The sequence below is a fragment of the Pantoea vagans genome (assembly GCF_001506165.1).
Taxonomy (GTDB): domain Bacteria; phylum Pseudomonadota; class Gammaproteobacteria; order Enterobacterales; family Enterobacteriaceae; genus Pantoea; species Pantoea vagans_C.
Window position 1 is genome coordinate 1,204,795 of the sequence record NZ_CP011427.1, and the last position, 25,734, is coordinate 1,230,528.

At 52.8% G+C, this 25,734-nt stretch carries 24 protein-coding genes and 1 tRNA gene; 9 read left to right on the forward strand and 16 right to left on the reverse strand.

The features are described 5' to 3' along the window. Positions 1-8: 8 nt before the first annotated feature. Positions 9-1,163: an MFS transporter gene (locus tag LK04_RS05625; protein ID WP_039328340.1), complete on the reverse strand. Its 1,155-nt coding sequence runs from the start codon at positions 1,161-1,163 to the stop codon at positions 9-11. A 917-nt stretch (positions 1,164-2,080) separates the two neighbouring features. Between LK04_RS05625 and ompC the strand changes: the two genes are divergently transcribed. Then, a complete protein-coding gene (ompC, locus tag LK04_RS05630) occupies positions 2,081-3,181 on the forward strand; it encodes a porin OmpC (protein WP_039328339.1) in 1,101 nt (366 codons plus the stop codon). A gap of 56 nt (positions 3,182-3,237) precedes the next feature. On the opposite strand, the gene LK04_RS05635 is transcribed toward ompC, so the two are convergent. Then, a complete protein-coding gene (locus LK04_RS05635) occupies positions 3,238-3,798 on the reverse strand; it encodes a TetR/AcrR family transcriptional regulator (RefSeq protein WP_039328338.1) in 561 nt (186 codons plus the stop codon). Between the two features lie 93 nt (positions 3,799-3,891). On the opposite strand from LK04_RS05635, the gene LK04_RS05640 reads away from it, so the two are divergent. Then, complete coding sequence (locus LK04_RS05640; protein ID WP_039328336.1) at positions 3,892-4,347, forward strand: DUF1348 family protein; 456 nt, start codon at positions 3,892-3,894, stop codon at positions 4,345-4,347. 3 nt (positions 4,348-4,350) lie between these two features. Here LK04_RS05640 and LK04_RS20725 read toward each other — a convergent pair whose 3' ends face one another. Continuing rightward, positions 4,351-4,503, reverse strand: coding sequence for a hypothetical protein (locus LK04_RS20725; RefSeq protein ID WP_167347653.1), 153 nt, complete (start codon positions 4,501-4,503; stop codon positions 4,351-4,353). A gap of 146 nt (positions 4,504-4,649) precedes the next feature. Beyond that, complete coding sequence (locus tag LK04_RS20730; protein ID WP_231568828.1) at positions 4,650-4,766, reverse strand: response regulator; 117 nt, start codon at positions 4,764-4,766, stop codon at positions 4,650-4,652. A 141-nt stretch (positions 4,767-4,907) separates the two neighbouring features. Here LK04_RS20730 and apbE point away from each other — a divergent pair, with 141 nt between their 5' ends. The 3 genes from apbE (at position 4,908) to LK04_RS05655 (ending at position 8,340) form a co-directional block, all read left to right on the forward strand. Then, on the forward strand, positions 4,908-5,945 hold the full coding sequence (gene apbE, locus LK04_RS05645; RefSeq protein WP_039328334.1) for an FAD:protein FMN transferase ApbE: 1,038 nt from the start codon (positions 4,908-4,910) through the stop codon (positions 5,943-5,945). A gap of 15 nt (positions 5,946-5,960) precedes the next feature. After that, positions 5,961-6,602: a DNA oxidative demethylase AlkB gene (gene alkB / locus LK04_RS05650; RefSeq protein WP_039328332.1), complete on the forward strand. Its 642-nt coding sequence runs from the start codon at positions 5,961-5,963 to the stop codon at positions 6,600-6,602. Positions 6,603-6,687: 85 nt separating this feature from the next. Further along, positions 6,688-8,340, forward strand: coding sequence for a multidrug ABC transporter permease/ATP-binding protein (locus LK04_RS05655; protein WP_039328331.1), 1,653 nt, complete (start codon positions 6,688-6,690; stop codon positions 8,338-8,340). 136 nt (positions 8,341-8,476) lie between these two features. Here the strand turns inward: LK04_RS05655 and LK04_RS05660 are convergent, their stop codons facing one another. The 5 genes from LK04_RS05660 to LK04_RS05680 all read right to left on the reverse strand — a co-directional run bounded on the left by LK04_RS05660 (position 8,477) and on the right by LK04_RS05680 (position 12,174). Beyond that, positions 8,477-9,220 (reverse strand): 4'-phosphopantetheinyl transferase family protein, encoded by a 744-nt coding sequence (locus tag LK04_RS05660; RefSeq protein ID WP_039328330.1) that lies wholly within the window; start codon positions 9,218-9,220, stop codon positions 8,477-8,479. A gap of 77 nt (positions 9,221-9,297) precedes the next feature. After that, the gene (locus LK04_RS05665; RefSeq protein WP_039328329.1) at positions 9,298-9,501 is read right to left on the reverse strand and encodes a hypothetical protein; all 204 of its coding nucleotides are present in this window, start codon (positions 9,499-9,501) and stop codon (positions 9,298-9,300) included. A 519-nt stretch (positions 9,502-10,020) separates the two neighbouring features. Next, positions 10,021-10,097 (reverse strand) — tRNA-Pro (locus LK04_RS05670). A gap of 72 nt (positions 10,098-10,169) precedes the next feature. Next, positions 10,170-11,924 (reverse strand): LPS biosynthesis-modulating metalloenzyme YejM, encoded by a 1,755-nt coding sequence (gene yejM / locus LK04_RS05675; RefSeq protein ID WP_059109772.1) that lies wholly within the window; start codon positions 11,922-11,924, stop codon positions 10,170-10,172. Positions 11,925-11,946: 22 nt separating this feature from the next. After that, positions 11,947-12,174 (reverse strand): YejL family protein, encoded by a 228-nt coding sequence (locus LK04_RS05680; protein WP_034824987.1) that lies wholly within the window; start codon positions 12,172-12,174, stop codon positions 11,947-11,949. 158 nt (positions 12,175-12,332) lie between these two features. On the opposite strand from LK04_RS05680, the gene yejK reads away from it, so the two are divergent. Next, positions 12,333-13,337 carry a nucleoid-associated protein YejK gene (gene yejK, locus LK04_RS05685; RefSeq protein ID WP_058969192.1) on the forward strand — a complete coding sequence of 335 codons (1,005 nt, stop codon included), beginning with the start codon at positions 12,333-12,335 and terminating at the stop codon, positions 13,335-13,337. 57 nt (positions 13,338-13,394) lie between these two features. On the opposite strand, the gene rplY is transcribed toward yejK, so the two are convergent. Continuing rightward, on the reverse strand, positions 13,395-13,679 hold the full coding sequence (rplY, locus tag LK04_RS05690) for a 50S ribosomal protein L25 (protein WP_039333718.1): 285 nt from the start codon (positions 13,677-13,679) through the stop codon (positions 13,395-13,397). Positions 13,680-13,809: 130 nt separating this feature from the next. Next, positions 13,810-15,564 (reverse strand): DEAD/DEAH box helicase, encoded by a 1,755-nt coding sequence (locus LK04_RS05695; protein ID WP_039333720.1) that lies wholly within the window; start codon positions 15,562-15,564, stop codon positions 13,810-13,812. A 165-nt stretch (positions 15,565-15,729) separates the two neighbouring features. Here LK04_RS05695 and rsuA point away from each other — a divergent pair, with 165 nt between their 5' ends. The 3 genes from rsuA to LK04_RS05710 all read left to right on the forward strand — a co-directional run bounded on the left by rsuA (position 15,730) and on the right by LK04_RS05710 (position 18,341). After that, a complete protein-coding gene (gene rsuA / locus LK04_RS05700; protein WP_039333729.1) occupies positions 15,730-16,452 on the forward strand; it encodes a 16S rRNA pseudouridine(516) synthase RsuA in 723 nt (240 codons plus the stop codon). A 12-nt stretch (positions 16,453-16,464) separates the two neighbouring features. Next, positions 16,465-17,655 carry a Bcr/CflA family multidrug efflux MFS transporter gene (locus tag LK04_RS05705; RefSeq protein ID WP_039333731.1) on the forward strand — a complete coding sequence of 397 codons (1,191 nt, stop codon included), beginning with the start codon at positions 16,465-16,467 and terminating at the stop codon, positions 17,653-17,655. A gap of 359 nt (positions 17,656-18,014) precedes the next feature. Then, positions 18,015-18,341, forward strand: a complete 327-nt coding sequence (locus tag LK04_RS05710; RefSeq protein WP_039333733.1) for a hypothetical protein — start codon at positions 18,015-18,017, stop codon at positions 18,339-18,341. Here the strand turns inward: LK04_RS05710 and yejF are convergent. From yejF to LK04_RS05735, 5 genes are all read right to left on the reverse strand, one after another. Next, positions 18,338-19,924 (reverse strand): microcin C ABC transporter ATP-binding protein YejF, encoded by a 1,587-nt coding sequence (gene yejF, locus LK04_RS05715; protein ID WP_039333735.1) that lies wholly within the window; start codon positions 19,922-19,924, stop codon positions 18,338-18,340. The two genes, LK04_RS05710 and yejF, sit on opposite strands and share 4 nt — an antisense overlap. Next, a complete protein-coding gene (locus tag LK04_RS05720) occupies positions 19,925-20,947 on the reverse strand; it encodes an ABC transporter permease (protein ID WP_039333737.1) in 1,023 nt (340 codons plus the stop codon). It abuts the gene before it with no gap. Beyond that, the gene (locus LK04_RS05725) at positions 20,947-22,038 is read right to left on the reverse strand and encodes a microcin C ABC transporter permease YejB (RefSeq protein WP_039333739.1); all 1,092 of its coding nucleotides are present in this window, start codon (positions 22,036-22,038) and stop codon (positions 20,947-20,949) included. The genes LK04_RS05720 and LK04_RS05725 overlap by 1 nt, the downstream gene beginning before the upstream one ends. Before the next feature lie 10 nt (positions 22,039-22,048). Beyond that, positions 22,049-23,857 carry an extracellular solute-binding protein gene (locus LK04_RS05730; RefSeq protein WP_039333741.1) on the reverse strand — a complete coding sequence of 603 codons (1,809 nt, stop codon included), beginning with the start codon at positions 23,855-23,857 and terminating at the stop codon, positions 22,049-22,051. Between the two features lie 65 nt (positions 23,858-23,922). Then, positions 23,923-25,488, reverse strand: coding sequence for a cyclic di-GMP phosphodiesterase (locus LK04_RS05735; RefSeq protein ID WP_039333743.1), 1,566 nt, complete (start codon positions 25,486-25,488; stop codon positions 23,923-23,925). Positions 25,489-25,734: the final 246 nt, after the last annotated feature.

Below are 25,734 nucleotides of genomic sequence, written 5' to 3' on the forward strand. Positions count from 1 at the left end.
TCCTGCAATTAGCGCGCCACCAGGCGAGCACTGGCGGCAACGGCCAGCAGCAGTAGGGCGATAAACAAAAATGCGCCACTCAAACTGAGCCACTGGGAAATAAATCCGATTAAAGCCGGACCTGAAAGAATACCTGCATAGCCTAAAGTTGTCATGGCAGAAATCGCCCGATTCGACGGCATATCGTGTTGATTCCCCGCCGCATTAAACAGCATCGGCACGGTGTTTGCCAGACCGAAGCCGACTAACAGGAAAGCCAGCAAGGCAACCTGTGGCCAGGGAAGTATTACCGCCAGCGTCATCCCAGCTGCGGCTGCCAGTGCGCCAGTCAACATCACCGGATAACGGCCAAAGCGCTGGATGACTTTATCCCCTGTCAGACGGCCCAGCGTCATCGCGATGGAGAAGATGGCGTAGCCCAAACCCGCATGCGCCACACTCATTTCCGGGCTTTGCAGTAGCAACAGAGCACTCCAGTCGAGCACCGCCCCTTCCGCGAGGAACAGGATGAAACACAGTAGGCCGAGGAAAGCGACCCAGCCACGCGGGATTACCAGCCAGGGTTGATCAGGTTGATGCAGGCGTTCTGTCATTAGAGTTGGCAGGCAGATCAAGAGTAACGCGACGATCAAAACCATCACCACCGCCACCGCCTGCAATGGCGTCAATCCACTGCTCAGCAGCAAACTCACGCTTCCCGCTCCGATAATCCCGCCGAGGCTGAAAAAACCATGAAAACCCGACATCATCGGTTTGCGTGCTGCTTTTTCTACTTCGACCGCTTGCACGTTCATCGCGACGTCCAGCATGCCCAGTCCGGCACCAAAGATCATCAGGGTGACGGCCATTAGCCATATCTGATCAAGGATGGCGAGCAGCGGCAATATTGCCAGCACCACTAACGTGGAACATAGCATGACACTTCGGCCACCAAAGCGCGCAATCAGTGCGCCCGTCACCGGCATCGCGGCAAGCGAACCGATGCCAAGACACAACAGCAAGCCACCGAGTGATGCACCGCTCAGCGCCAGGCGCTGGCTAGCAAAGGGCACCAGGGGGGCCCATGCGGACATGCTTAACCCGGCAATCAGGAAAACGATGCGTGTACCCAGATTAACTCGTTGATGCAAATTGTTGTGCTGTGCGGCGTCCAGTGCTGTCATAAAAAGTGGTTTTATCATTAACTGTTAGAGCGACGAAGTTTAGCACTAAAGCGGGCATCACACCTTAGATCTGGGGCGGTCTGGTCGCAGCCGTTATCGTCAGAAACAGGCATATTACCGATATTTTGCCTGCCGTTATGCTTTTCCAGAACTTTCCTGGCATGACCCGATCATCGCGTGAGTGACTTAAGTTAAATTCTTTCCTCTCCTTCATGCCCGCCAGAATCAATAATTTTGAATCAAAGAATGGTCACAAATGCGCCAGAACTTTTTTCTTAAACGACTGAATAAAGGCAGAGAATTAACGCATGAATATTAACCTCTTAGGCCGGGTAATATTTAAGCGAACTTTGTTGTATGGAAAAATTAACATTGCAGTTTCATTGCTAACTATTTAACAAAAAGTGCTAAAATTAACAAATAATGTGTAGCGGAAGGGATCTTAATTTAAGGTAGTAAACTATCTTTACTTGGTATTAATTTTGAGCGAAGAATGGCAGGCAAAAAAAAGCCGGACAATCATGTCCGGCGGGAATTAGGGTAAAACAACTCATTCGGGGTGAATGAAGGTAATAATGAAATAAATGATGATAGCGGGAGTAATTGTATGCGCTGAGTAGCCATTTGTTTTATCATTCAGTGCGGAGGAGGTTGTGTATTTAAGTTGTTGTTTTTAAATGTATAAAAATTGGTTTATCAATGTGTGCTCTATTTTTTGTTGATCTGTGCTGCTTATAAGTTCCCCATTATTTACATCTAGAAATAACTAATAAATACAATGAAACACTTTTGGAAATTTAGTATCATTTTCGTGATAGATTATTGCCCCGTATAAAATAACAATGGCTTGCCGGCTGAATTTTTAATCGTTCAGTTCGCAGTGGCATAAATAAAGGCACATTACAGAGGGTAATAAAATGAAACGTCGCGTTATCTCCCTGATGATCCCTGCATTGCTGGTTGCAGGATCAGCAAGCGCAGCTGAAATTTATAACAAAGATGGCAACAAATTAGACCTCTACGGCAAAGTCGATGGTCTGCACTATTTCTCTGACAACTCTGGCTCAGATGGTGACCAGTCTTACCTGCGTTTTGGTTTCAAAGGCGAAACCCAGGTTTCTGATCAAATCACTGGCTATGGCCAGTGGGAATACCAGGCAGCCCTGAACACCTCTGAAGCTGAAGGCACCGCCAACAGCTTTACCCGTGTTGGCTTTGCTGGTGTGAAATTCGGCGATGCTGGATCCTTCGACTACGGCCGTAACTACGGCGTAATCTATGACGTTGCAGGCTGGACTGACGTACTGCCAGAGTTTGGTGGTGATACTTACGGCGCGGATCAGTTCATGTTCCAGCGCGGTAACGGCATGGCGACCTACCGTAACTCCAACTTCTTTGGTCTGGTGGACGGCTGGAACTTCGCAGTACAGTATCAAGGCAAAAATGACAACCCAACCGAATCGACCACCGGTCGTGACGTGCTGGGTGAGAACGGTGATGGATACGGCCTGAGCACCACCTATGATCTGGGTGCGGGCTTTGGTATTGGTGCGGCGATGTTCCAGTCTGACCGTACTAACAACCAGAACACCGGCGCTATCCTGGGACGTGGTGATAAAGCGGCAGCCTACACCGGCGGCTTGAAATATGACGCCAACAATATTTACCTGGCGGCAATGTACACCCGTACCAACAACGCAACTCGCTTCGGTTCAAGCGATGGCACCGCTTACGGCTACGCTGATACCGCTGATAACTGGGAATTGGTTGCTCAGTACCAGTTCGACTTCGGTCTGCGTCCATCCCTGGCGTTCATCTCTTCTCGCGGCAACGTAGAGAACTATGGCGATCAGAACCTGAAAAAATATGTTGATGTGGGCGCAACCTACTACTTCAACAAAAACATGTCGACCTATGTTGATTACCAGATCAACCTGCTGGACGACAACAACTTCACCAATGCGGCTGGCATCAACACTGACGACATTGTGGCGCTGGGTCTGGTTTACCAGTTCTAATACCGACTCTGTAGCAGCGCACTTCGGTGCGCTCTTCGGCGGCCCAAGGGCCGCCGCTACGCTGAACCAAGCAACTGCGCCAAAGCCTCTTTTAATACCCCAACAATCGTTGCCGCATCTTCTCCAATCTGCACCTGAACGATAGCACCTTCGACCAGCAGCACAATCTGCGCGGTTTTGCACTGCTGATCAGGCGTCAGCCTCTCTGCAATCGCCTGCGCCATGTCTTGTTTATGCTGACGAATCAGCATGCTGGCTTCTTCAAGCGAATTCCCCAACTCTGCTGCCGTATTAATAAAGGCGCAGCCACGGTAATCCGCGTCATTAAACCAACTCAGTAAGGTCGCGGGCAGGGCGCTAATCAGGTCGTTATCCTGCGTCAGAGACATTTTAAATGCTGACATCCAGCGCTGATGACGTAACTGCAAAAACGCCACAATGAGCGCATTCTTCGCCGGGAAGTGGCGATAAAAAGTCACTTTCGTCACGCCAGCTGCAGCAATCACCTTATCCACGCCGGTGGCACGGATGCCCTGTTGATAAAATAATTGCTGAGCGCTGAGAAGAATCCGTTCACGGGCGGTGGTGCTGGCATCAAGTTCTAACGGAGCAAGCATATAAATTTTCCGATCTTACAGGTAGACAGAATTGTCTACATACGGCAGGATGAATCAAGTAGACAGACCTGTCTACATGCAGAGGAGAAAATCATGCTGGTGCCCCCATTCAATCAACAAACTGCGCTGCAAAAAGTGCGTATGGCAGAAGACGCCTGGAACAGCTGCGATGCACAGCGTGTGTCGCAGGTATACAGTGAAGATACGCGGTGGCGTAACCGCAGCGAATTCGTTAACGGTCGCGCTGAAGTCGTGTCATTTCTGCAGCGGAAGTGGGCGAAAGAGTTAGAGTATCGCCTGATCAAAGAGTTGTGGGCGTGGCATGAAGACAAACTGGCGGTGCGCTTTGCCTATGAATGGCACGATGACAGCGGCAACTGGTTCCGCAGTTACGGTAATGAGAACTGGCATTTTGGGGCAGACGGTTTGATGATTCAGCGTTTCGCCTGCATTAATGATCTGCCGATCAAGCCAGAGCAACGCCTGTTTCACTGGCCTGTGGGAAGACGCCCGGACGATCATCCGGGCTTGAGTGATTTGGGGTTGTAGGCGTTACTGCATCGATCGCCATTTCTTCGCTTTGGGCGCGGGTTGCGCCGGCATGCTAAGCGCCGGCGCGCTACCTTCCATCGCTACGCCTGCTAGCGTAAACGCTGAGAAACGCAGCCATTGCTGCCATTTCTGTTCTGTTTTGTTCTTTTCCATTCCGCACCTCGCTGATGTTCAACCCTGTCTCAACAGTGCAGAATTCATGCCAGATCACCGCTCTCAGCGCCACGCGACTCTTCGCGGCTTTGCTATAGTGCGTCAGCGCTGACGCGGTGCAGAATGATAGTTAGTGGTGCAAAAATTTAACGCCGACGGGAAGGGTAGTGCTGGATAAGGCGATGGCGATAAGTTTGCCAGCAGCGATAAGCCCCAAAAATAAACAGGCCGGCGGATACGGCAACAATCATATAAATCATCATCTGGCGTTCCTGTATTCGTTGTCGTGCGGGAACGAGATATCCTGAGTCAGCTTTGGTTTAACATCAAGCAGCTTTAGCCTGTTTTACAAGTTGTTTATGCTTTGAAACAGGATGAATGAATGCGTTACAGATGAGGTATGGATGTACTTTAAGAATATTCTGCTGATTAGTGCGTTAGCAGTTGGCCTGAGTGGCTGCGACCAAGCACCAACGCGTTCGGCAATGGTGCTGGAAGGTAAAACCATGGGCACGGTATGGCGTGTCAGTCTGGCAGGCGTCGAACCTCAACGTAAAGACGCATTGCAGCAGGTTATTCAGCAGCAGTTAGATCAGGATGACCACGCGCTTTCAACATGGAAAAAAGATTCAGTGCTGTCGCGCTTTAACCAATATCAAGGTAGCGACCCCCAGCCGATCAGTGCTGATATGGCAGATATTGTGGTTGAAGCGTTGCGCATCGGAAAGAAGACTAGCGGCGCGATGGATATCACCGTTGGGCCGTTGGTGAATTTGTGGGGCTTTGGGCCAGTAAAACAGCCTGCGCATACCCCAACGGACGCGGAGATTAACGCTGCCAAAGCGCAGACGGGCCTGCAACACCTGCACGTTATCCAGACGGTTGATGGGCAGTGGCTGCAAAAAGATCTGCCTACGCTTTATGTGGATCTCTCGACCATGGGGGAAGGGTATGCCACCGATCACCTGGCCCGGCTGATGGAACAACAGGGCATCACCCATTATTTGGTCTCAGTGGGGGGCGCAGTACTCAGTCGCGGCTTAAATGCCAGCAATCAGCCTTGGCGTGTGGCTATCCAGAAACCCACCGATCGGGAAAATGCAGTGGAAGCGCGTGTGGATTTGCAAGGGCACGGTATCAGCACCTCGGGGAGCTATCGCAACTATTATGAACTGGATGGAAAACGAATTTCCCACGTGATCGACCCCGCGACAGGGCGTCCAATCGACCATAAACTGGTCTCGGCAACGGTGATAGCCACCACCGCGCTGGAAGCCGACGGCTGGGATACCGGTTTAATGGTGCTGGGTACAGAACGGGCTAAAGCATTAGCTTTAAAAGAGCATCTGGCGGTGTACCTCATCACCAAACAGGGCGAGGGGTTTACGCACTGGATGTCGCCGCAATTTAAATCGTTCCTGATCGATCAGGAAGACAAGTAAGCCTGGGAGGCGCATATGTTGGATCTGTTTAGTGAAGAGGCGCCCTGGCAGGAGCCGCTGGCGGAAGGCGCGGTGATTTTGCGCCGCCGCGCACGCGATGAGGCCAATGCGCTATTGGATGCAATCCATAGCATCGCTGAACAGAACCCGTTTGCCCATCGCATCACGCCGGGTGGTCACCGTATGTCGGTGGCGATGACCAACTGTGGGAATTTAGGCTGGTCGAGCGATTCGCGCGGCTACCAATACACTGAGCAGGACAACAGCAGTGGTCACAAATGGCCGCCGATGCCTGCGCTGTTCCTGCAACTTGCACAGCAGACCGCGCGCGAGGCCGGTTTTGCCGACTTTAACCCGGACGCTTGCCTGATCAATCGCTACGAACCCGGGGCAAAGCTGACGTTGCATCAGGATAAAGATGAGAAGGACCTGCGCCAGCCGATCGTTTCCGTCTCATTAGGATTGCCCGCCGTGTTTCAGTTTGGTGGTTTTGAGCGCGGCGATGCCACGCAACGTGTCCTGCTGGAACATGGCGATATCGTGGTGTGGGGCGGACCCTCACGCTTGCGCTATCACGGTATTTTACCGCTTAAACCGGGCATTCATCCTGATGCGGGCGCCTTCCGTTACAACCTGACTTTCCGCCGCGCCCATTAACCGGCTGTGGGATGAGAATTATTCTTGCTATCAACTGATGCGCCATTAAACTGCAGGCTGCTTTATTGACCTCCGGAATCTGTTAATGGCATTGCTGCATGTGGTTTATCGCCAGTATCGCTGGCCTTTTATTGGTGTCATTCTTCTCACCCTGTTAAGTGCTGCACTGGGCATCGGGCTGATCGCCTATATCAATAACGAGCTGATCGTCGCGGTGAATACCTCCATTGCGGTGTTGCCGAGCTTCCTTGGCCAGCTGTTTTTGCTCATGGCCGTGACGCTGGGCTCGCAGCTGGCGCTGACCTTACTGGGGCATCATTTTGTCTGGCGTCTGCGTGGCGAATTCATCAAGCGTATTCTGGATACCCGTATCGAGCGTATTGAACAGATTGGCAACGCGCATTTGCTGGCCGGCCTCACCAGCGATGTCCGCGCCATCACCATCGCCTTTGTCCGGCTGCCTGAATTGATTCAGGGCATCATTATCACCCTGGGTTCTGCACTCTATATGGCGTGGCTTTCGCCCAAAATGCTGATGATCACCTCGCTGTGGCTGGTGGTGACGCTGGTGGGCGGCTGGTTGCTGGTGTCGCGTGTTTATCAGCACATGGCTAAGCTGCGTGAAATTGAGGATGACCTGTACCGCGATTTCCAGACCATCATCGAAGGGCGTAAAGAACTGCAGCTTAACCGCGAACGTGCGCAGCTGATTTATGACACGGTTTATCAGGAGAATGCTAAGGGTTATCGCCATCATATTGTGCGTGCCGATACCTACCATCTGAGTGCGGTTAACTGGTCAAATATCATGATGCTGGGTGCGATCGGCATTGTGTTCTTTATGGCGAATGGGCTGGGCTGGGCGAACACGGCGGTCGCAGCAACTTACTCATTAACCTTGCTGTTCTTACGCACTCCGTTGCTGGCGGCCGTTGGGGCCTTGCCAACCCTGTTGAGCGCCCAAGTGGCGTACCGCAAAATCAATAGCTTCGACCTTGCGCCTTACGATGCTCAGTTCCAGTCGCTGCCGCAAACCCGTGACTGGCAAACCCTGGAATTGCGTGATGTCTGCTTCCATTATGGCGAGCACGGTTTCCAGGTGGGGCCGATTAATCTGACGCTGCGTCGGGGTGAGCTGGTGTTTCTGATTGGTGGTAACGGCAGCGGAAAATCGACGCTGGCCATGCTACTGACTGGCCTGTATCAGCCGCAGTCCGGTAGCCTGTTGCTGGATGGGAAAGAGGTGGATTGTCATAATCTTGATGCTTATCGTAAACATTTCTCGGCGGTGTTTACGGATGTGCATCTGTTTGATCGTCTTATCAGCCACGGTGGTCAGCCTGCCAATCCGGCGCTGGTGCAGCAGTGGCTTGAACGCCTGAAGATGCAAGACAAACTGAAGTTGCAGGGGAATAAGGTACTCAATCTGCAACTGTCTAAAGGACAGAGTAAACGCCTTGCACTGCTGTTAGCGGCGGCAGAAGAGCGTGACATCTTGCTGCTTGATGAATGGGCCGCGGATCAGGATCCGCACTTCCGCCGCATCTTCTACCGTGAATTACTGCCGTGGTTGCAGGCGTCAGGCAAAACCGTGTTTGCTATCAGCCATGATGATCACTACTTCATTCATGCCGATCGTTTACTGGAGATGCGTGAAGGCCAGTTAAGCGAACTGACCGGCAACGAGCGCGAAATGGCAACACTGGATGCGGTTAAACGCACCGACACCGGCCATTAACGCCACGCGGGATAGCTTAGCGAAAAGCCTTATTGGGCAAAGTGTTGTCTGACGGGTAAGGTGAATTCCAACAGAGATTCCTCGTCTCTGTCTCCCTGGAACACTTCTGTCGTCTTGTGTTGTCACCGGCTCGGGTTTATTTCTGAGCCGGTTTTTTATTGTCTGCGAGCGGGTGGGTGACCAGCGTAATGACGCGATCATCACGCAGCCAGAACTGGGCCTGCAGAGGGGTATGCGCGGTCAAGTCTGCGGAGAAGTCTTGCGTCAGGAGCAGCGTCGCCTGCGTTTGCGACATATCCAGATTAACCAGCTCGGCTTGCAGGAACTCCATAGGCTGATGCAATTGCGGCCAGAGCGCTTTGTACAGGCTCTCTTTCATTGAAAACAGCAGGGTCGCGGCGACTGCAAAGGGCAGCGGCAGTGTTTCCAGCAACCTGCGCTCCTTGTCACTCATCAGTAAATCCACCGTCTCTAGCGCAGTTTGTTCCGCCATCACCTGTTCCACATCTATGCCAATGCACAGCGGTGCCTGCGTCACGGCGATAACTGCCATCTGCTGAGAGTGGGACAACGAAGCCTGAACACCCGCAGGCCAGACTGGGGATCGGTCGGGGGCATTGCGCAGCACAAAATCCGGCAGCGCAAAGCGTGCCAGCATCTGCTGTGCCAGCCAGCGGCTTGCCAGATGCTCAGCTTTGCGTTTGGTTACCGCACTCTCAAGGGATACCGGCAGCGGCAATTGCCATTGCTGATGTAGGTCTTTATGCCATGCGAGCTGATCAAACTGACACCAAGCGATCGACACTTTTTCCGCCTGGATGGCAGCCGCGGTGATAAACGGGGGAGAGGGCAATGCAAGTGGGGTTTCAGAAGCAAACATAAAGCATCACAGCCGACGGAAAAACGTAGTTTTACCAGTCAGCTGCGAGGAGAGCAAGTCAAAGGGACTGCCGACTTTTAACGGTTTGGCGGAATCGACATGCCTTTGATCTGCACCACAAAGTGCTGATTGCCTTTCGTGATGCGCGCACCGCGCTCACACCACTGAGAGGCCAGACGGAAGAAATCGTCGCTGCCAATATCGTAAGCCAGTTCAACTTTATTGATACCTGAGTGCAGGAGTTCTTCCGCATCCTGCAGGTTTTTTGCCTTGATGACCATAATCATTGTCCATCGAAAAACAGGAAGGATAAGAGTAATTAAACTGTATGACAGTTTTGTTTCAATTAGGTGAAATGCTGTCATATTTGATGAGAAATGTGATCCCGCTTCGTTTTGGTTGCTTTCGGGAAGTGATTGAGTGTCAGTAATAAAGAACAGCAGACAAACAGGACATTCTCACTTTGTAGGACGCGCCTACTAGCGGGAAAGAGCGGCTTAGAGACCATAATGAATGTCTGTTAAGCGGCTGACGATAACGCCGTCTGGCACGACGTGGAAGTCGAAGGTACCGCTTTAGCGGCGCGAGGACGGCCCAGAGGGGGCAGTAGTGGCGGCAGAGCCCGCACTGGAACAAAAGGCCACTAATCAATAAGCAACCAGAGTTCTTAACTGACGAGCATTACGGCTAAAAGCAGCCCCATCGTGCTTAAGGAAAGTGGTGCCTTTACAACACCAGGCAGCCAAAAGGGAAATTTAAGCAAAAAAAAAGCAGCCATATAGGCTGCTTTTTTGGGATTTTGGTCGGCACGAGAGGATTTGAACCTCCGACCCCGGACACCCCATGACCGTGCGCTACCAGGCTGCGCTACGTGCCGAACGTGAGGCAGTAGTCTACTGGTTCCACTACCGAATGCAATATGCGCAGGTTTTAACTGCCTCATATTTAATCAGTTTGCCGTGAAACGCTTCTCTTCCGTTAACACCTGCAACAGCAGAGCCAGTTGCGGCTTATGATCTTTCAACGGTTTGCCTTGTGCATCATAGGCGCTGTAACTGCCATTGTTATTCAGCACCAGCGTCACTGTTGGTGTGGTGACCACCAGTCTGCCATCTTCGCTGCTCGCCACCCAATTGTGACTACGCTGGGCAGCGAACAGATCTTCACCCTGTGAATAGTTCGCCGGGTTAGTGCGCACATGCAGCAGACGCTGCATCAGCGTGGTCATCACATCCTGCTGATCGGTCAGACGATCAATGGTCTGCGCAGGCGTATTTGGCCAGTGCACCACCAGAGGTACTTGAAGCGTTGCACGATTGCCAGGATTGTCATCATTGCCATTCAACGTCACCGCTCGCTGTGCCGTCACCACCACCACGGTATTTTTCAGCAAGTCGCGCTGTTGCAATGTCTGCAATACTGCGGCGATCTGTTCATCAACGCCCGCAGCCTGGCGCAGATAACTGCGCTGGCGCACTTTGGCACTGTCACCATTTACCGTCACGCCGTTTAAGGCAATCCATGAGAACCACGGAGAGCCATTGCCTTTTTGGCCGTTCAGCCAGTTTTGCCACTGGTTAACGTTGCTGCTGTTCGGCTGCGTATCGGCATCCGGCAGGCTGTAATCGGCTAACAGGGCCTGGCGATACAGCGGTTGGCTGAAGCCATCAGACGAGAACAGGCCAAACTGGTAGCCTTGAGAGTTCAAGGCACTGAGCAGCGCCGAAGGCATTCTTGCCGCCAGTACGCCATCCATATAGCTGGACGAGATGCCATAGAACAAACCGAACAGACCTTTTTCTGGCTGCAACCCGGCACTGTAATGCTGCGTGAATCGGACATTGTCACTGGCGAATTGATTCAGTGAAGGCAGCGATTTATCCAGGTTTTCATTGCTCAAACCATCCACAGTCAGCAACAGCAGGTTATGGCGTGTGCCACCATCGCGGAAGGTAATGTCACTGAGCGGATACTGCACTGACAGCGCTTCAGGATCGCCTTGTTGTACCAGGCGGCGCTGATACTCTTGCGCATCCAGCAAGCCATGACGCTCCAGAAAGCGTCGTGCTGTCATGGGATAAGAGAGCGGCAGATTGGCACGCTGCATGGTGATCGGGCGATAGAAGTTCGCATCGGCCCAAATATACATCAAGTGGCTGGCAAAAAAGGCAGAAATAAACAGCGCAGCCAACGGCTTACCGAACGAGCGGCGATTAAGACTGCGCAGCTTCTGCCAACTCCAGGTGGCGAACAACATCTCCACCAGGAAAATCAGCGGCACGCTAATGAACATCAGCTGCCAGTCACGCGCCATTTCACTTTGGTCGGGGTTGATAACCAACTCCCACACCACCGGATTAAGGTGCAGGTGGAAGCGGTTAAACACCGCACTGTCGACCATGATCAACGTCAGCCCAGCGGTGGCGATAATCGCTGATAGCACCCTGAGTAAGCGTTGAGACATGACCACAAAGGTCAGCGGAAAAATAACCAGCAGGTAACCGGCGAACACGATAAAGCTAAAGTGGCCAATCCAACTGGTATACGCATAGATGCGACCCGCGAGCGAAGCGGGCCAGTCAGCGACCAACAGATAGCGGCTACCTAAAATCAGCGCAAAGATGATGTTAAAAAGCGCAAACCAGTGCCCCCAGCTAATCATCTGGGAGACTTTTTCGCGGTAGCGCTGCCGGTTGGTTACCATATTATGAAGTCAGATCTGCAATTTAATGGGCGTTGTCATCGCGTACGGAAGACTGCAACGCTTCCGCGAATGATTTCGCCAGGCTACGGCGCTGCGCCGGAGAGACACTGGTGTTGATCAAGTTAGTTACCATGTTCCCTAAAACCATCAGGGAAAGGTCGGTTGGCGCTTTGTCTTTTTCAAGAATCTGCGCCATCTGCGCGAGAAGCTTCTCTACGCGCTCGTCGCTGTAACGGGATGATTGTGGCATATCGTCGACTAATCAAGTGTGAAAAGGCGGTATATTACCGTAACAACGCACTTTTTTCCGCAATTTTATCGCAAGCAGAACGATCAGTTTGTGCGTGCAGTTGAAAGCAGCGGCAGGCGGTGTTTGAATACGCGGCTGAGCCTAAAGGAGAGTCTACCATGAGTCTGGATATCGACCAGATTGCCCTGCATCAGTTAGTTAAACGTGATGAAAACCAGCTGGAGCTGGTCCTGCGCGATACCTTGCTGCCGACGACCCGTGCGGTGGAAGAGATGGCGGAAGAGTTGCACCGGGTTTACAGCGCGAAGAGTAAAGCCTATGGCTTGTTCAACGAAGAGAGTGAGTTAGCCGATGCGCTGCGCAACTGCCGCAAAGGGGAAGATGACTTTCTGGCTTTCAGCCGTGCGGCGACCGGTCGTCTGCGTGACGAACTGGGCAAGTATCCGTTTGCCGAAAGTGGCGTGGTGCTGTTTTTACACTATCGCTATCTGGCGGTGGAGTATCTGCTGGTGGCGATGTTGAGCAGCCAGTCGAGCATGCGTGTGAACGAGCAGTTGGATATCAGCAGCACCCATTATCTCGACATCAATCACGCTGACATTGTGGCACGTATCGATCTCACTGAATGGGAAACCAATCCTGAATCGACGCGCTATCTGACTTTCCTGCGCGGCCGCGTGGGGCGCAAAGTGGCAGACTTCTTCATGGATTTCCTCGGCGCCAGTGTCGGTCTTGATACGAAAGCGCAAAACCGCGGTTTACTGCAGGCGGTGGATGATTACTGTGCGGAGTCGAATCTCGATAAAAACGAACGCCAGAATTATCGTCAGCAGGTTTACAGCTACTGCAACGATCAATTGCAGGCGGGTGAAGAGATCGCGCTGGAGGATCTTTCCAGTGAACTTCCGCCATTGGGCGAGAAAACCTTCCAGGCCTTTACGCAGGAACAAGGTTACGAGTTGGAGGAACACTTCCCGGCGGACCGCAGCACACTGCGTCAGCTCACCAAATTTGCCGGGAGCGGCGGGGGCATGACCCTGAATTTTGATGCGATGCTGCTGGGTGAGCGCATTTTCTGGGATCCCGCTACCGATACCTTGACCATCAAAGGTACGCCGCCGAATCTGCGCGATCAGTTGCAGCGTCGAACCGGCGGCAACTGAATTTTGACATAAAAAAAACGCCGCAGATGCGGCGTTCTCTTTTCAACTCGTTGGCGATTAAGCGCGAACGAAGTCGATGTGGTGCAGTTTTGGCTTGAACGGGTGACGTTGCACCGCCTGAGCTTTAACTTTGATTTCTTTACCATCAACAACGATGGTCAGCACGTCGGTGTAGAACTCAGGCTTAGCCTGCAGGTTCATCACAACGTCGTGGTCCAGTTCGATAGCAACTGGTGCTTCGTTTCCGCCATAGATGATGGCTGGGAATTTATTTGCTACACGCAGACGGCGGCTCGCACCCTTACCCTGCTCTTTACGTACTTCAGCGTTGAAAGTGGTCATTCTTGTATCTCTTCAATAGTTCCTGCTACAGGCGACCCAGCAACAGGACGGTTATTCAAACGCTTTTACGGATGCAAAAGCGGGCGGGATTATAGCCATATTCAGAGGGCGGGGCAAATGATTCTGCCGCTTAACGCAATTCATTGGCACGGCGATAGCGGCCCTGATAATCAAACATCTTTTCGCGAATTTGCCAAAAATGACCTTTGGCGCGCGCCACCACAAAATCGGGATGACGCAAAAGAGGTTGTAAAGCGATGACATCGGCAGCGGTTTGCCAGCCCAACTCAACGCCGGGCGCGCGCTGATGTGGGCGCATAAACAATTGCTCAAAGGCTTTACGTTGTGCTGGCGTTTGCAGACGAAATCGTTCGCTAACGCTGGTGCCATCCTCATCGAAATAGGTGGCTTTAAGCCATTCCCCTTTCTCGTCGCGGCCTTGTTCCAGCGCCATGCCACCACAGCGCAATACACGGGCATCTTTCAGTTTTAATGCCGCTTTGAGCATATCGTCGGGATCCACCATGATGCGGTCACACTGATGGCAGCGGCGGGCGGCAATATCATTCTCTGCTCCGCAATCCGGGCAGCTTTTAAAACGAAAACGGTAATCACACTGCTCACGGTTTCCCTCGTCATCCTCCAGCACACCCTGACAGCGGCGACCAAAATGTTCGATGACATGGCCATCCTCGGTGGCTTTTCCCCAGAAAGTATTGGCGAATCCGCAGGAAGGGCAGAATACCTGTACCGGTTGATTGTCGCTGGCACCTTTTGGCGTGCCGACTTCAGGGGTGAAAAGGTCGTGCGGATTGCCGGCATAATCCAGAATCAGGCAATCTGTTTTACCCGGTGACAGGCGCAGGCCGCGCCCAACAATTTGCTGATAGAGGCTGACGGATTCGGTCGGGCGCAAAATGGCGATCAAATCCACGTGCGGTGCATCAAAACCGGTAGTCAGCACCGCGACATTCACCAGAAACTTCAGCTGCTGCGCTTTAAAAGCGTTAATAATGCGATCGCGCTCTTTGACCACCGTTTCTGCCGATACCAGCGCACTGTTTTCTGGCAGCAGCGACAGAATTTCGCGCGCATGTTCCACCGTCGCCGCGAACACCATCACACCACGCCGGTCGTCTGCGAATTCAACAATCTGGCGGATGATATGCGGGGTCACACGGTTTTGTTGCTTCAACTCGCGATTGAGGTCGGCTTCACTGAATAAGCCATTATTTTGCGGGATCAGGCGGCTGAAATCGTACTGCACCACCGGCATATCCAGTCGTTCGGGCGGGACAAGGAAGCCGTGTTTGATCATATAACGCAGCGGCAGTTCATAAATGCAGTCACGGAACAGTGCCTGCTGGTCGCCACGCACCATACCGTGGTAATGAAACTGATAAATCCAGCCTTTTCCGAGGCGGAAAGGGGTGGCAGTGAGACCCAACAGGCGCAGTTGTGGATTATGCTGGCGCAAATGGGCAAACAACTGCTGGTACTGGCTTTCTTCATTGTCACTAATGCGATGGCACTCATCGACGATCACCAGCGAAAAGGCGCTGTCAAAACGGTCAAGATTACGCGCCACCGATTGCACGCTGCCGAACACCACCTTGCTCTCGCTTTGCTTGCGCTGCAAACCGGCAGCGAAAATATCCGCCTGCAAACCGTAAGCCTGATATTTGCTGTGGTTTTGTTCGACTAACTCTTTGACATGGGCCAACACCAGCACCCGACCGCGCGCCACGCGTGACAGTTCAGCAATGACCAAACTTTTACCGGCGCCGGTCGGCAACACAATCACCGCTGGCGTAGGGTGACGGCGGAAGTGTTGCAGGGTGGCGTCAACGGCTTCTTGCTGGTACGGGCGCAGGGTGAAAGACATCGGGGCAAACTTTTTCTGGAACGGGGGCGTATTATGCCATGAAAGCATCTGAAACACAGGATCGCTACTGTTAGCAGGCGAAGGATCAAGCTATACTGACCCCACTTTTTTAACGGACAAAACGCCGTTTCAGTTTCCCTCCGCAGTAACAGGCAAAACGAATTCATGCGACTCGAAAAATTCATATCTCAGCAACTGGAAGTCAGCCGTGCTATCGCTGGCCGCGAAATCCGCGCCAAAAAAGTCACCATCAACGGCGAAGTTGTACGTGATGCGGCTTACAAAGTGCAGCCAGACGACGAAATCGAATATGACGGCACTCCGCTGGTGGTGCAGCAAGGTCCCCGTTATTTCATGCTGAACAAGCCGCAGGGTTATGTCTGTTCCACTGACGATCCCGATCATCCTACCGTGCTGTTCTTTATTGAAGAACCGGCGGCGTTCAAGCTGCATGCAGCGGGTCGATTAGATATTGATACCACCGGTTTAGTACTGCTGACCGACGATGGCCAATGGTCGCACCGTATCACTTCTCCGCGCCATCATCTGGAAAAAACCTATCTGGTGGAAGTGGAAGAGCCGATCGATCCTTCGCTGATTGAGAAGTTCGCGGCGGGTATTCAACTGCACAATGAGCGTGAGCTGACTAAACCGGCTGTGCTCGAAATTCTCGATGAAAAAGCGGCACGCTTAACCATCAGCGAAGGGCGTTATCACCAGGTGAAACGCATGTTCGCAGCCATGGGCAATCACGTATCCGCGCTGCATCGCGAAAGTATTGGTGACATCGTGCTGGATGAGGAACTCGGTGAAGGCGAATACCGTGAACTCACCGTCGAAGAGATCGACAGCATCGGACTGCCAGAAGAACTAAAAAAACGCAAATAGCGGGAGAAAGCGGTGCGTAAGGAAAAGAATTCACCGATAGGTTTGGTTGTGATTCTGGGATTGCTGGCGATGCTGATGCCACTGTCCATTGATATGTATCTGCCAGCGATGCCGCAAATTGCACGTGAATTTGCCGTTTCTGCAGGCAGCGTGCAGATGACGCTCAACCTTTACATCCTTGGTTTTGCCATTGGTCAGTTAGTTTATGGTCCACTGGCGGACAGCTATGGACGTAAACCGGTGATTGTGCTGGGCACATTGATCTTTGCCTGCGCAGCCGCCGCCTGCGCGCTGTCACAATCTATCGATCAACTGATCTTTATGCGCTTCCTGCACGGTCTCTCGGCGGCAGCGGCCAGCGTGGTGATTAATGCCCTGATGCGAGATAGCTACTCGAAAGAGGACTTCTCACGCATGATGTCCTTCGTGATGCTGGTGACCACCATTGCACCGCTGCTGGCCCCGATTATTGGCGGCTGGCTGCTGCTGCTGTGGAACTGGCATGCCATTTTCTGGACATTATCGGTCGCTGCTTTGATCACCACGGTGCTGGTGGTCACGCAGATCCGTGAAACTCTGAAACCCGAGCAGCGGCAGCGTTTTCATTTACGTACTACCCTGAGCAACTTTGTGGCACTGTTCCGGCATAAGCGCGCGTTCAGTTACATGCTGGCAAGCGGCTTCTCCTTTGCCGGACTGTTTACCTTTCTCAATGCCGGACCCTTTGTTTACATCGAAGTGAATCACGTCTCGCCACAGAACTTCGGCTACTACTTTGGCCTTAATGTGGTGTTCTTATTTGTGATGACCTTGATTAACAGCCGTGCCGTGCGTCGTTTTGGGCCGCTGGCGATGTTCCGTATTGGTCTGATCATTCAGTTCGCCATGGGTATCTGGCTGTTAATTTCCAGCGCGCTGGATCTGGGCTTCCTGTCACTGGTGCTGGGCGTCGCGATGTTTATCGGTTGTGTCTCGACCGTTTCGTCCAATGCCATGGCGGTAATACTGGATGAGTTCCCGCATATGGCGGGCACGGCCTCTTCGCTGGCCGGCACATTACGCTTCGGCGTAGGTGCTCTGGTGGGTGCACTGCTGTCACTGGTCAGTATTAACAGTGCCTGGCCGATGGTGGCAACCATTGCGCTGTGCGCTACGGTGTCCATCGTGCTGTTCAGTTACGCCTCACGTCCACGCCACGCATAATCTTGTAGCGGCGCAATAAATTGCTCCGCTACTGATTTATGACTGACATCTTCAAACACAACACTCCCCCGCAAATTCGCGAATCCCCACATATTCGTTATGCTTAATGTTTCCATAATGTGAAAATTAAGAGATAAAAAAGTAACGACATTGCGTCTAAAATGATTGTTAACTGCCGCCGAACAGGGTACACATAGGCATAAATGCGAGAAGACTCGCAAATAATAACTTTGCTACATGCTTTGTGCTTAAAACGAGAAGGCAAACCTTGACGTCCGTATTCTGAGCTAACCAGGAAAGGATTCACGCGTTACCGCCGTCGTCGTGAATATGAGTTAACGTCTCTGGGGACCGTACTTATGCTACAACTTTCGGTTATGCATCGCTTACCGCAACACTATCGCTGGTCGTCAGATCATGCGGGTGAAATTGAGTGTCAGGAAGCGGCAAACGGTGTGCACGATGAAGATTTAGTGGTACTCCGCCTGCTCAGCCATGATGGCCATCTCGCGCTGGAGATTCTGCACCAGTTGCAAGAAACACTGGCGCAGATTCAGGTGGAATGCAAAATTGCCAGGTGTGAAGGGCAGCCGTGTCTGCTGATTCAGCGCGGTGATGAAAGCGCCACCAACTGCTGCCTGAAAAATCAGGGCGTTGCGATAGCTGAAACTTTTGAAGGTCATTAACTCAAGGGCTGACCTTGCGCTGAAGCCAGCAACTGACGGGTATAATCGGTGGCTGGCGCGCTAAACAGTGCCTCGCATTCTCCCTGTTCCACCACCTCTCCCTGACGCAACACGATCAGCTGGTGACAGAGTCCTCGCACCACCTGCAAATCATGGCTGATAAACAGATAGGCCAGCTGATGCTGTTGCTGCAAACGACGTAGCAGTGTGAGAATTTGCTTCTGCACTGAGCGATCGAGTGATGAAGTGGGTTCATCCAGTACGATCAACTGTGGCTCTAAAATTAGCGCGCGCGCAATCGCGATACGCTGGCGCTGGCCGCCGGAAAACTCTGCGGGATAGCGCGAACGGCTTTCGGCATCCAGTCCCACTTCCTCCATCACCGCAATCACTTTCGCTTCCTGTTCGGCAGCACTCAGCTCTGGTCGATGGACGGCCAACCCTTCGGCAATCACCTGCTGCACCGTCATGCGTGGATTCAGTGAAGAGTTCGGATCCTGAAACACCACCTGAATCTTCGGGCGCAGCGGCATCAGTTGCTTGCGCGTCAGCGTATGCAGAGGCTGATCGTCAAACCAAATCTCGCCGCGGGCGGCGATCAAACGCAGCAGTGCCAGGCCAGTGGTACTTTTGCCGGAGCCTGATTCACCGACCAGGCCGAGGCTTTCACCCCGGCGAAGCGTGAAGCTCAAATCCTGTAGCGCCGTCTTTTCCGCCACTGCCCGCTTGAACAATCCGCGGCGAATGGGAAAGCCCACATGCAGATTTTTAACCTGCAACAGCGGTTGCGGATTCCTGAGGGGAACCGGTTGACCATCGGGTTCGGCAGCCAAGAGTTCGCGGGTATAAGGATGAGTCGGCAGGCTGAAAAGCGCGTCGCAGCGGTTGTGTTCGACTTCTCGCCCATTGCGCATCACCGTCACACGATGCGCCAACTGGCGCACAATATTCAGATTATGGGTGATAAACAGCATGCCCATATTCAGCTCTCGCTGCAGTTCTCGCAGCAGTTGCAGAATCTGCGCCTGTACCGTGACGTCGAGCGCGGTGGTGGGTTCATCGGCAATCAGCAACTTGGGCTGCATCAGCAGCGCCATGGCGATCATCACGCGCTGACGTTCGCCACCAGAGAGTTGATGGGGGAAATCCTGCAGCCGAGACGCGGCCTGGCGAATCCCCACGCGATCCAGGCAACTGAGAATTTCACCGCGCGCGGCCTCTTTGCGCATTCCCCGATGCTGAGACAGCACCTCATACAGCTGTTTCTCAACGTTATGCAGCGGGTTAAGCGAGACCATCGGCTCCTGGAAAATCATCGCCATTTGGTTGCCACGCAAGCCGCGCATCTCGCGTTCACTGGCCTGCAGGATGTTCTGTCCATTAAACACAACTTCGCCCTGCGGATAGGTCACGGGTGGCTGAGGTAACAAGCGCATGATCGACAGGGCAGTCACGCTTTTGCCCGATCCTGATTCGCCGACCAATGCCAGGGTTTCACCCGCATCAATGTGCAGTGAGATATCTTCCACCACGCGGCGTTGATTAAACGCCACGGCCAGATGATTAACGGTCAGTAAGCTCATTTAACGTCCCCGACTTGGATCAAAGGCATCGCGTACCGCTTCACCTATAAAGATCAGCAGTGATAGCAGCAGGGCGAGTGCGAAGAAGCCAGAAAGCCCCAGCCAGGGTGCTTGCAGATTATTTTTGCCTTGCAGTAACAGCTCACCCAACGACGGTGATCCCACCGGAAGGCCAAAACCGAGGAAATCCAGGGATGTCAGCGTGGTGATCGAACCACACAAAATAAAGGGCAGGAAAGTCAGCGTGGCCACCATCGCATTGGGCAACATATGCCGCAGCATGATGCGTCCATCGCTGACCCCCAGCGCCTGCGCGGCACGAATGTAATCAAAGTTACGCGTGCGTAGAAATTCCGCGCGTACCACGCTGACCAGGCTCATCCAGCCAAAGATCACTGTCACCAGCAACAGCCACCAGAAACCGGGCTGGATGACGCTGGAGAGCAAAATGAGCAGGAATAGAGAGGGCATACCGGACCAGACTTCAATCAGACGCTGCCCCACTAAATCAACGCGGCCGCCGAAGTAACCCTGCACCGCACCGACCACAATGCCAATCACACTGGAAAACAGCGTCAGCAGAATACCGAATAGCAAGGATACGCGTGTACCGTAGAGCAGACGTGCCAGCACATCACCGCCGTTGGCATCGGTGCCGAGCCAGTTCTGTTTCGATGGCGGAGAAGGGAAGGGCACATCGGTGGCGAAATTGATGGTGCTGTCACTAAAGCGAATCGGCGCCCACAGTGCCCAACCCTGGCGGTCAATCCGCTGCTTGAGCCAGGGGTCTTGATAATCTGCGGGCGTCGCAAAGTCACCGCCAAAATCACTTTCACTGTAGTTAAACAGCAGTGGCATATACCAGCGCTGCTGATATTGCACGATCAAAGGTTTGTCGTTGGCCAGTAACTCCGCACCCAGCGACAGCACGAAAATCACCAGAAAAATCCACAACGACCAGTAGCCACGGCGGTTGTGACGAAAGCGCTGCCAGCGCTGTTGGTTAATAAGCGATATGGCCATCAGCGTCCCTCAAAATCGATGCGCGGATCGACCAGCGTGTAAGTCAGATCGCTGAGAATATTCATCAGCAACCCAATCAGCGTAAAGATATACAAGGTGCCAAACATCACCGGATAGTCGCGCTGAATGGTGGCGTCGTAGCCCAGCAGACCTAATCCATTCAGCGAGAACATCACCTCAATCAGCACGGAACTGGTGAAAAACATGCTGATAAAGGTGGCGGGAAAACCAGCAATCACTAACAGCATGGCGTTGCGGAAGACGTGTCCATACAAAATGCGTTTCTCATCCACTCCTTTCGCTCGTGCTGTCACAACATATTGCTTGCGGATCTCATCGAGGAAGGAGTTTTTGGTCAACATGGTCAGCGTGGCAAAGCCACCAATCACCGTTGCAAATACTGGCAGCGTGATGTGCCACAGATAATCACCGACTTTACCGTACCAGGGCAGGGTATCGAATTGGGGTGACGTCAGGCCACGCAGCGGGAACCAGTCTAAATAGCTGCCACCGGCAAACAGCACAATCAGCATGATGCCAAACAGGAAGGCGGGAATGGAGTAGCCAATGATAATGAAGGTGCTGCTCCAGATGTCGAAAGCGCTGCCGTTGCGCACCGCTTTTTTGATGCCAAGCGGGATAGACACCAGATAGATGATCAGTGTGCTCCACAGACCGAGGCTGATGGAAACCGGCAAACTCTCTTTGATCAGTTGCAGCACCGAAGCACTGCGGAACAGGCTGTCGCCGAAATCAAAACGCAGGTAATTCCACAGCATCTCGCCGTAGCGCTGCAGCAGGGGTTTATCAAAGCCGTAGCGATGTTTGATTTCCGCGATCACTTCAGGATCGAGCCCGCGCGCGCCGCGATATTGGCTGTCGCCGGGGTTATCTCGCACTAATGCACCACGCCCGCCGCTGTCGGCACCGCCGGAGGCGGAAAACCCAGTGCTGTGACCAAACTGCGCGTTGGCCAGCGCCTGGTCAACTGGACCGCCTGGCGCAATCTGCACGATAAAAAAGTTCAGGGTGATGATCGCCCATAGCGTGGGGATTATCAGCAGCAACCTGCGTAGGAAATAGGAACCCAAACCGCTCTCCTCAGCGTCTGTCGGCCGGCAACTGTGCGGCTTTGTTCACGTCATACCACCAGTTTTCCAGCCCGGTGGCATAGGCAGGCTTGATTTCAGGACGCGAAAACTTGTCCCAGTATGCCAGCCTCTGCTCGGCGTTGTACCACATTGGGATCATATAAGCATTCCACAGCAAAATGCGATCCAGCGCCTGACCGAGGGGTAACAGGGCTTTTTCATCCCCCTGATGTGCCACAATCTGTTTAATATAGTGGTCGATCAGCGGATCCTGCACCCGCGCGGTGTTCCATGAGGATTTGATAAAATCAGACTGCCATAAATATTGTAAATCTGTTGAGGGCCACGGCATCGCCTGATAAGCCGACGGGATCATATCGTAATCCCCTTCACGTAAACGGCGCAGATACTGTGAGCTGTCTACCTGACGCAGTGTCATTTGAATACCAAGGCGTGCGAGGCTGTGCTGGAAAGGCAGAGCCCAGTCATTATTGGGGCCGCTGCGCATCAGCAGTTCAAAGCGGAAGGGCTGACCGGTTTTATCATTCACCAGTTGTTGGTTTTTAATCTGCCATCCCGCTTGTTTCAATAGGTCCACGGCTTTCAGCAGGTTGCCGCGATCAAATCCACTGCCATCCGATTTCGGGGGGGCGTACTCACCGTCAAACACTTCAGGCGGCAACTGGGCTTTGTATGGGGCGAGCAGGATCAGTTGCTCTGCTTTCGGATAGCCTACCGCCGCATACTCGGTGTTTTGGAAGTAACTGCTGGTGCGCTTATAAGCGCCATAAAACAGCGCCTTGTTCATCCATTCAAAATCAAATGCCAGCGTCAGCGCCTGGCGGACGCGGCGATCGGCAAACAACGGCTTCTCATTGTTAAACGCCAGCCAGCGGGTATCCGTGGCGGCTGTATTCGGTGTGGTTGATTTAACAATGGCATGGTTCTCGAAATTACGACCACGATACTGCGTGGCCCATTTTTTTGCCGAACCTTCCTCACGCAGATCGTAGGCACCCGCTTTGAAGGCTTCAAATGCCACATTGTCATCGAGGTAGTAGTCATAGCGTAAAGTATCAAAATTGAAGCGCCCGCGGTTAACCGGCAAATTGGCGGCCCAATAATTCTTCACTCGGCTGTATTCGATGAACTGGCCAGACTTATAGGCAGTGATGCGGTAAGGCCCACTCGCGAGCGGCGGATAGCCAATCGGCTCATTGAATTTTTTATTCTGCCAGAATTTCTCAGGTAACACGGGGAGCGTCAGCCAGTTTAAAATCAGGTCTTTGTCGGGCTTGGCCATATCAATACGCACCGTCAGACGGTTCAGTGCTTTCACCTCTACTCCGCGAAATGCAATGCGGAATTGCGGCACGCCTTCGGTCATAAACTTCTGGAAAGTAAAGGCGACGTCCTGTGCGGTAATCGGACTGCCATCCTGAAAGCGTGCATGCGGATTGATTGAGACTTCCATCCAGTGGTAATCACTGGGATAGCGCGCGGATTCGGCGATCAGGGGGTAGAAGCTGCCCGGTTCATCATCAGCAGTGGTGAACAGCCCATCATACAGCGTGTCGGTACCCGCTCCCGGATTCCCACGTGAGGCGTAGCGGTTGAAGTTATCGTAAGTGCCCACCACGGCCAGCGTCATCTTTCCGCCTTTCGGTGCAGCAGGATTGACGTAATCGTAATGACTGAAATTCACCGCATACTTCGGCTCGCCCAGCTTGGCAAAGGCATAACTCTCATTGATGGTTTCAGCATGCAGTGGCGCAATGGCTATACAAACCAGCAACGCTGTGACAAGACGCAGCAGCATAAGTGGGGCGCTCTCCTCTGGTGTTCCGCACTGTATGGTAGCAGTTTCGTGACGATGGCGTGACGTTAACCCAACGCAGCCTGTTGCTGATAGTAACTGATCAGGTTTTCCGGGCGTAGCGGGCGGCTAAACAGATACCCTTGCAAATGCGTCACCCCGCGATTGACCAGCCACGCGGCTTGATCGCCGGTTTCAACCCCTTCAGCCACGGTTTTCAGATTGAGTTTTTTCGCCAGCAGCAACACCGCATCCAGCACCGGTGATGTCACCGTTTCGGTGCCAATACTTTGCACAAAACCGCGATCGATCTTCAGGTAGTCAAACGGGTATCTTTCCAGATAGATCAATGCGCTGTGGCCGGTACCGAAGTCATCAATGGCTATCTTGATGTCATGCTCATGCAGCCAGGCAAAGATTTCTCCTGCGTTCTTTTCGCCCACCATCGTGCGTTCCGTGATTTCAAACACATACTTGAAGTGGTCAGCGGGCATCTCCGCAATCCACTCCTGTACGTGCTGGCGGAAACTGTCTGAGGCGAGATGCAAAGGGGAAAGGTTTAAACTCAAGCGCGTGCCACGCGGCAACTGTTGGCTTAAAAATCGGGCATCACGCGCGACCAGTTTAAACAGATGCTGGGTGAGGGGAATAATCAGGTTTTGTGCTTCGGCATTACTGATAAAGGCATCGGGTGGGATCATTCCTTCAGTGGGATGTGTCCAGCGCAGCAGCGCTTCGACCCCGTAAGGTTGGCCGTCGTGGGCGGTCACCAGGGGCTGATATTCCACATGAAACTGTCCGCGTTTAATCCCTTGCATAATCTCTTTACCGGGACGCTGATAGAGTGTCAGCAGCATCCAACTGGCACCGATCATAAACAGCGTGGCCAGTAGCCCGGTCAGCAGAATCAGATGATAGTCACGTTGCGCCAGGGTGCTGCCATAGACCACAAAGCGCATGTCATTATTTTTAAATCGCATTTCAGCCAGAGCAGGGGGGAGATCGCTGACGTTCACCACCTGGTTTTTACCGCTGAGCAGCGCTTTGTTGCCAATCACCAGCGCCATTCCGGTGATCTCTGGGTGGTAAGACGCCATCAATTGATAAGGCGTCAGACTGATATTCATAGTGGCAAGAATGCCGGTTTCGGCTGAACCTGGACTTTTCATCCACAGCGCCAGTGCCGGTTTGGTCGGCAGCAATGGCGTGCCTGGCATCAGTTTTATGTCGCGGTCACGTTCCAGCTCAGAGTCTGGAGAAATATCATTAGCAGGCAGCAGAAAGGCACCAGTGGCAGAGGAGCAATAGGCATTGCTGTCGCGCACCAGCAATATGGCGCGAATGTTGCCGGCAAAAGCAGCACGGGAGGTGAGTTCACGGCTGACGCTGCTGCAGGATAATTGGGTGTACTGTTGTAAGGGATACAGGGTATCGACCAGGGTTGACATCACCTGTTGTAAATCGTCGCGGCTATGAATCAGCAACTGTTCATGTTGTTGTACGCGTTTTTGCCAGGTTAGCGTCAGCAGAACCGTCACAAACAACAAAAAGAACACGCCGCCGATAATCGCACTACTCCAGGCGATACGGCGCGAATAGGTTGCATGACGTTTTAACGTCCCCGACAGTGGCATGGAGTGCATTCCCCTTTGTGGTGCCATTTTTATTATGTACATCGTGCACTACTGCTCGCTGGTGTCTGGCGTTGAGCGCTGCGTATTCACGGCGTTGTGCACCGGGCTGGAACGCAAACTGCTTCGGCCAGTAAGCAAACGAGAATATAACGAGGTCGCGCGAAAAGTCTCGTTATATTTTTGATTCTCAATTACTTTTTATCTATTGGATTTGAGTTAAGAAACTGCAGGCGAAAAAAAACGCTG

Bases quoted from the DNA above. Each gene is read 5' to 3' on its own strand.
- LK04_RS05625 (WP_039328340.1), bottom strand. From the start codon at position 1,163: ATGACAGCACTGGACGCCGCACAGCACAACAATTTGCATCAACGAGTT.
- ompC (WP_039328339.1), top strand. From the start codon at position 2,081: ATGAAACGTCGCGTTATCTCCCTGATGATCCCTGCATTGCTGGTTGCA.
- LK04_RS05635 (WP_039328338.1), bottom strand. From the start codon at position 3,798: ATGCTTGCTCCGTTAGAACTTGATGCCAGCACCACCGCCCGTGAACGG.
- LK04_RS05640 (WP_039328336.1), top strand. From the start codon at position 3,892: ATGCTGGTGCCCCCATTCAATCAACAAACTGCGCTGCAAAAAGTGCGT.
- LK04_RS20725 (WP_167347653.1), bottom strand. From the start codon at position 4,503: ATGGAAAAGAACAAAACAGAACAGAAATGGCAGCAATGGCTGCGTTTC.
- LK04_RS20730 (WP_231568828.1), bottom strand. From the start codon at position 4,766: ATGATGATTTATATGATTGTTGCCGTATCCGCCGGCCTGTTTATTTTT.
- apbE (WP_039328334.1), top strand. From the start codon at position 4,908: ATGTACTTTAAGAATATTCTGCTGATTAGTGCGTTAGCAGTTGGCCTG.
- alkB (WP_039328332.1), top strand. From the start codon at position 5,961: ATGTTGGATCTGTTTAGTGAAGAGGCGCCCTGGCAGGAGCCGCTGGCG.
- LK04_RS05655 (WP_039328331.1), top strand. From the start codon at position 6,688: ATGGCATTGCTGCATGTGGTTTATCGCCAGTATCGCTGGCCTTTTATT.
- LK04_RS05660 (WP_039328330.1), bottom strand. From the start codon at position 9,220: ATGTTTGCTTCTGAAACCCCACTTGCATTGCCCTCTCCCCCGTTTATC.
- LK04_RS05665 (WP_039328329.1), bottom strand. From the start codon at position 9,501: ATGGTCATCAAGGCAAAAAACCTGCAGGATGCGGAAGAACTCCTGCAC.
- yejM (WP_059109772.1), bottom strand. From the start codon at position 11,924: ATGGTAACCAACCGGCAGCGCTACCGCGAAAAAGTCTCCCAGATGATT.
- LK04_RS05680 (WP_034824987.1), bottom strand. From the start codon at position 12,174: ATGCCACAATCATCCCGTTACAGCGACGAGCGCGTAGAGAAGCTTCTC.
- yejK (WP_058969192.1), top strand. From the start codon at position 12,333: ATGAGTCTGGATATCGACCAGATTGCCCTGCATCAGTTAGTTAAACGT.
- rplY (WP_039333718.1), bottom strand. From the start codon at position 13,679: ATGACCACTTTCAACGCTGAAGTACGTAAAGAGCAGGGTAAGGGTGCG.
- LK04_RS05695 (WP_039333720.1), bottom strand. From the start codon at position 15,564: ATGTCTTTCACCCTGCGCCCGTACCAGCAAGAAGCCGTTGACGCCACC.
- rsuA (WP_039333729.1), top strand. From the start codon at position 15,730: ATGCGACTCGAAAAATTCATATCTCAGCAACTGGAAGTCAGCCGTGCT.
- LK04_RS05710 (WP_039333733.1), top strand. From the start codon at position 18,015: ATGCTACAACTTTCGGTTATGCATCGCTTACCGCAACACTATCGCTGG.
- yejF (WP_039333735.1), bottom strand. From the start codon at position 19,924: ATGAGCTTACTGACCGTTAATCATCTGGCCGTGGCGTTTAATCAACGC.
- LK04_RS05720 (WP_039333737.1), bottom strand. From the start codon at position 20,947: ATGGCCATATCGCTTATTAACCAACAGCGCTGGCAGCGCTTTCGTCAC.
- LK04_RS05730 (WP_039333741.1), bottom strand. From the start codon at position 23,857: ATGCTGCTGCGTCTTGTCACAGCGTTGCTGGTTTGTATAGCCATTGCG.
- LK04_RS05735 (WP_039333743.1), bottom strand. From the start codon at position 25,488: ATGCCACTGTCGGGGACGTTAAAACGTCATGCAACCTATTCGCGCCGT.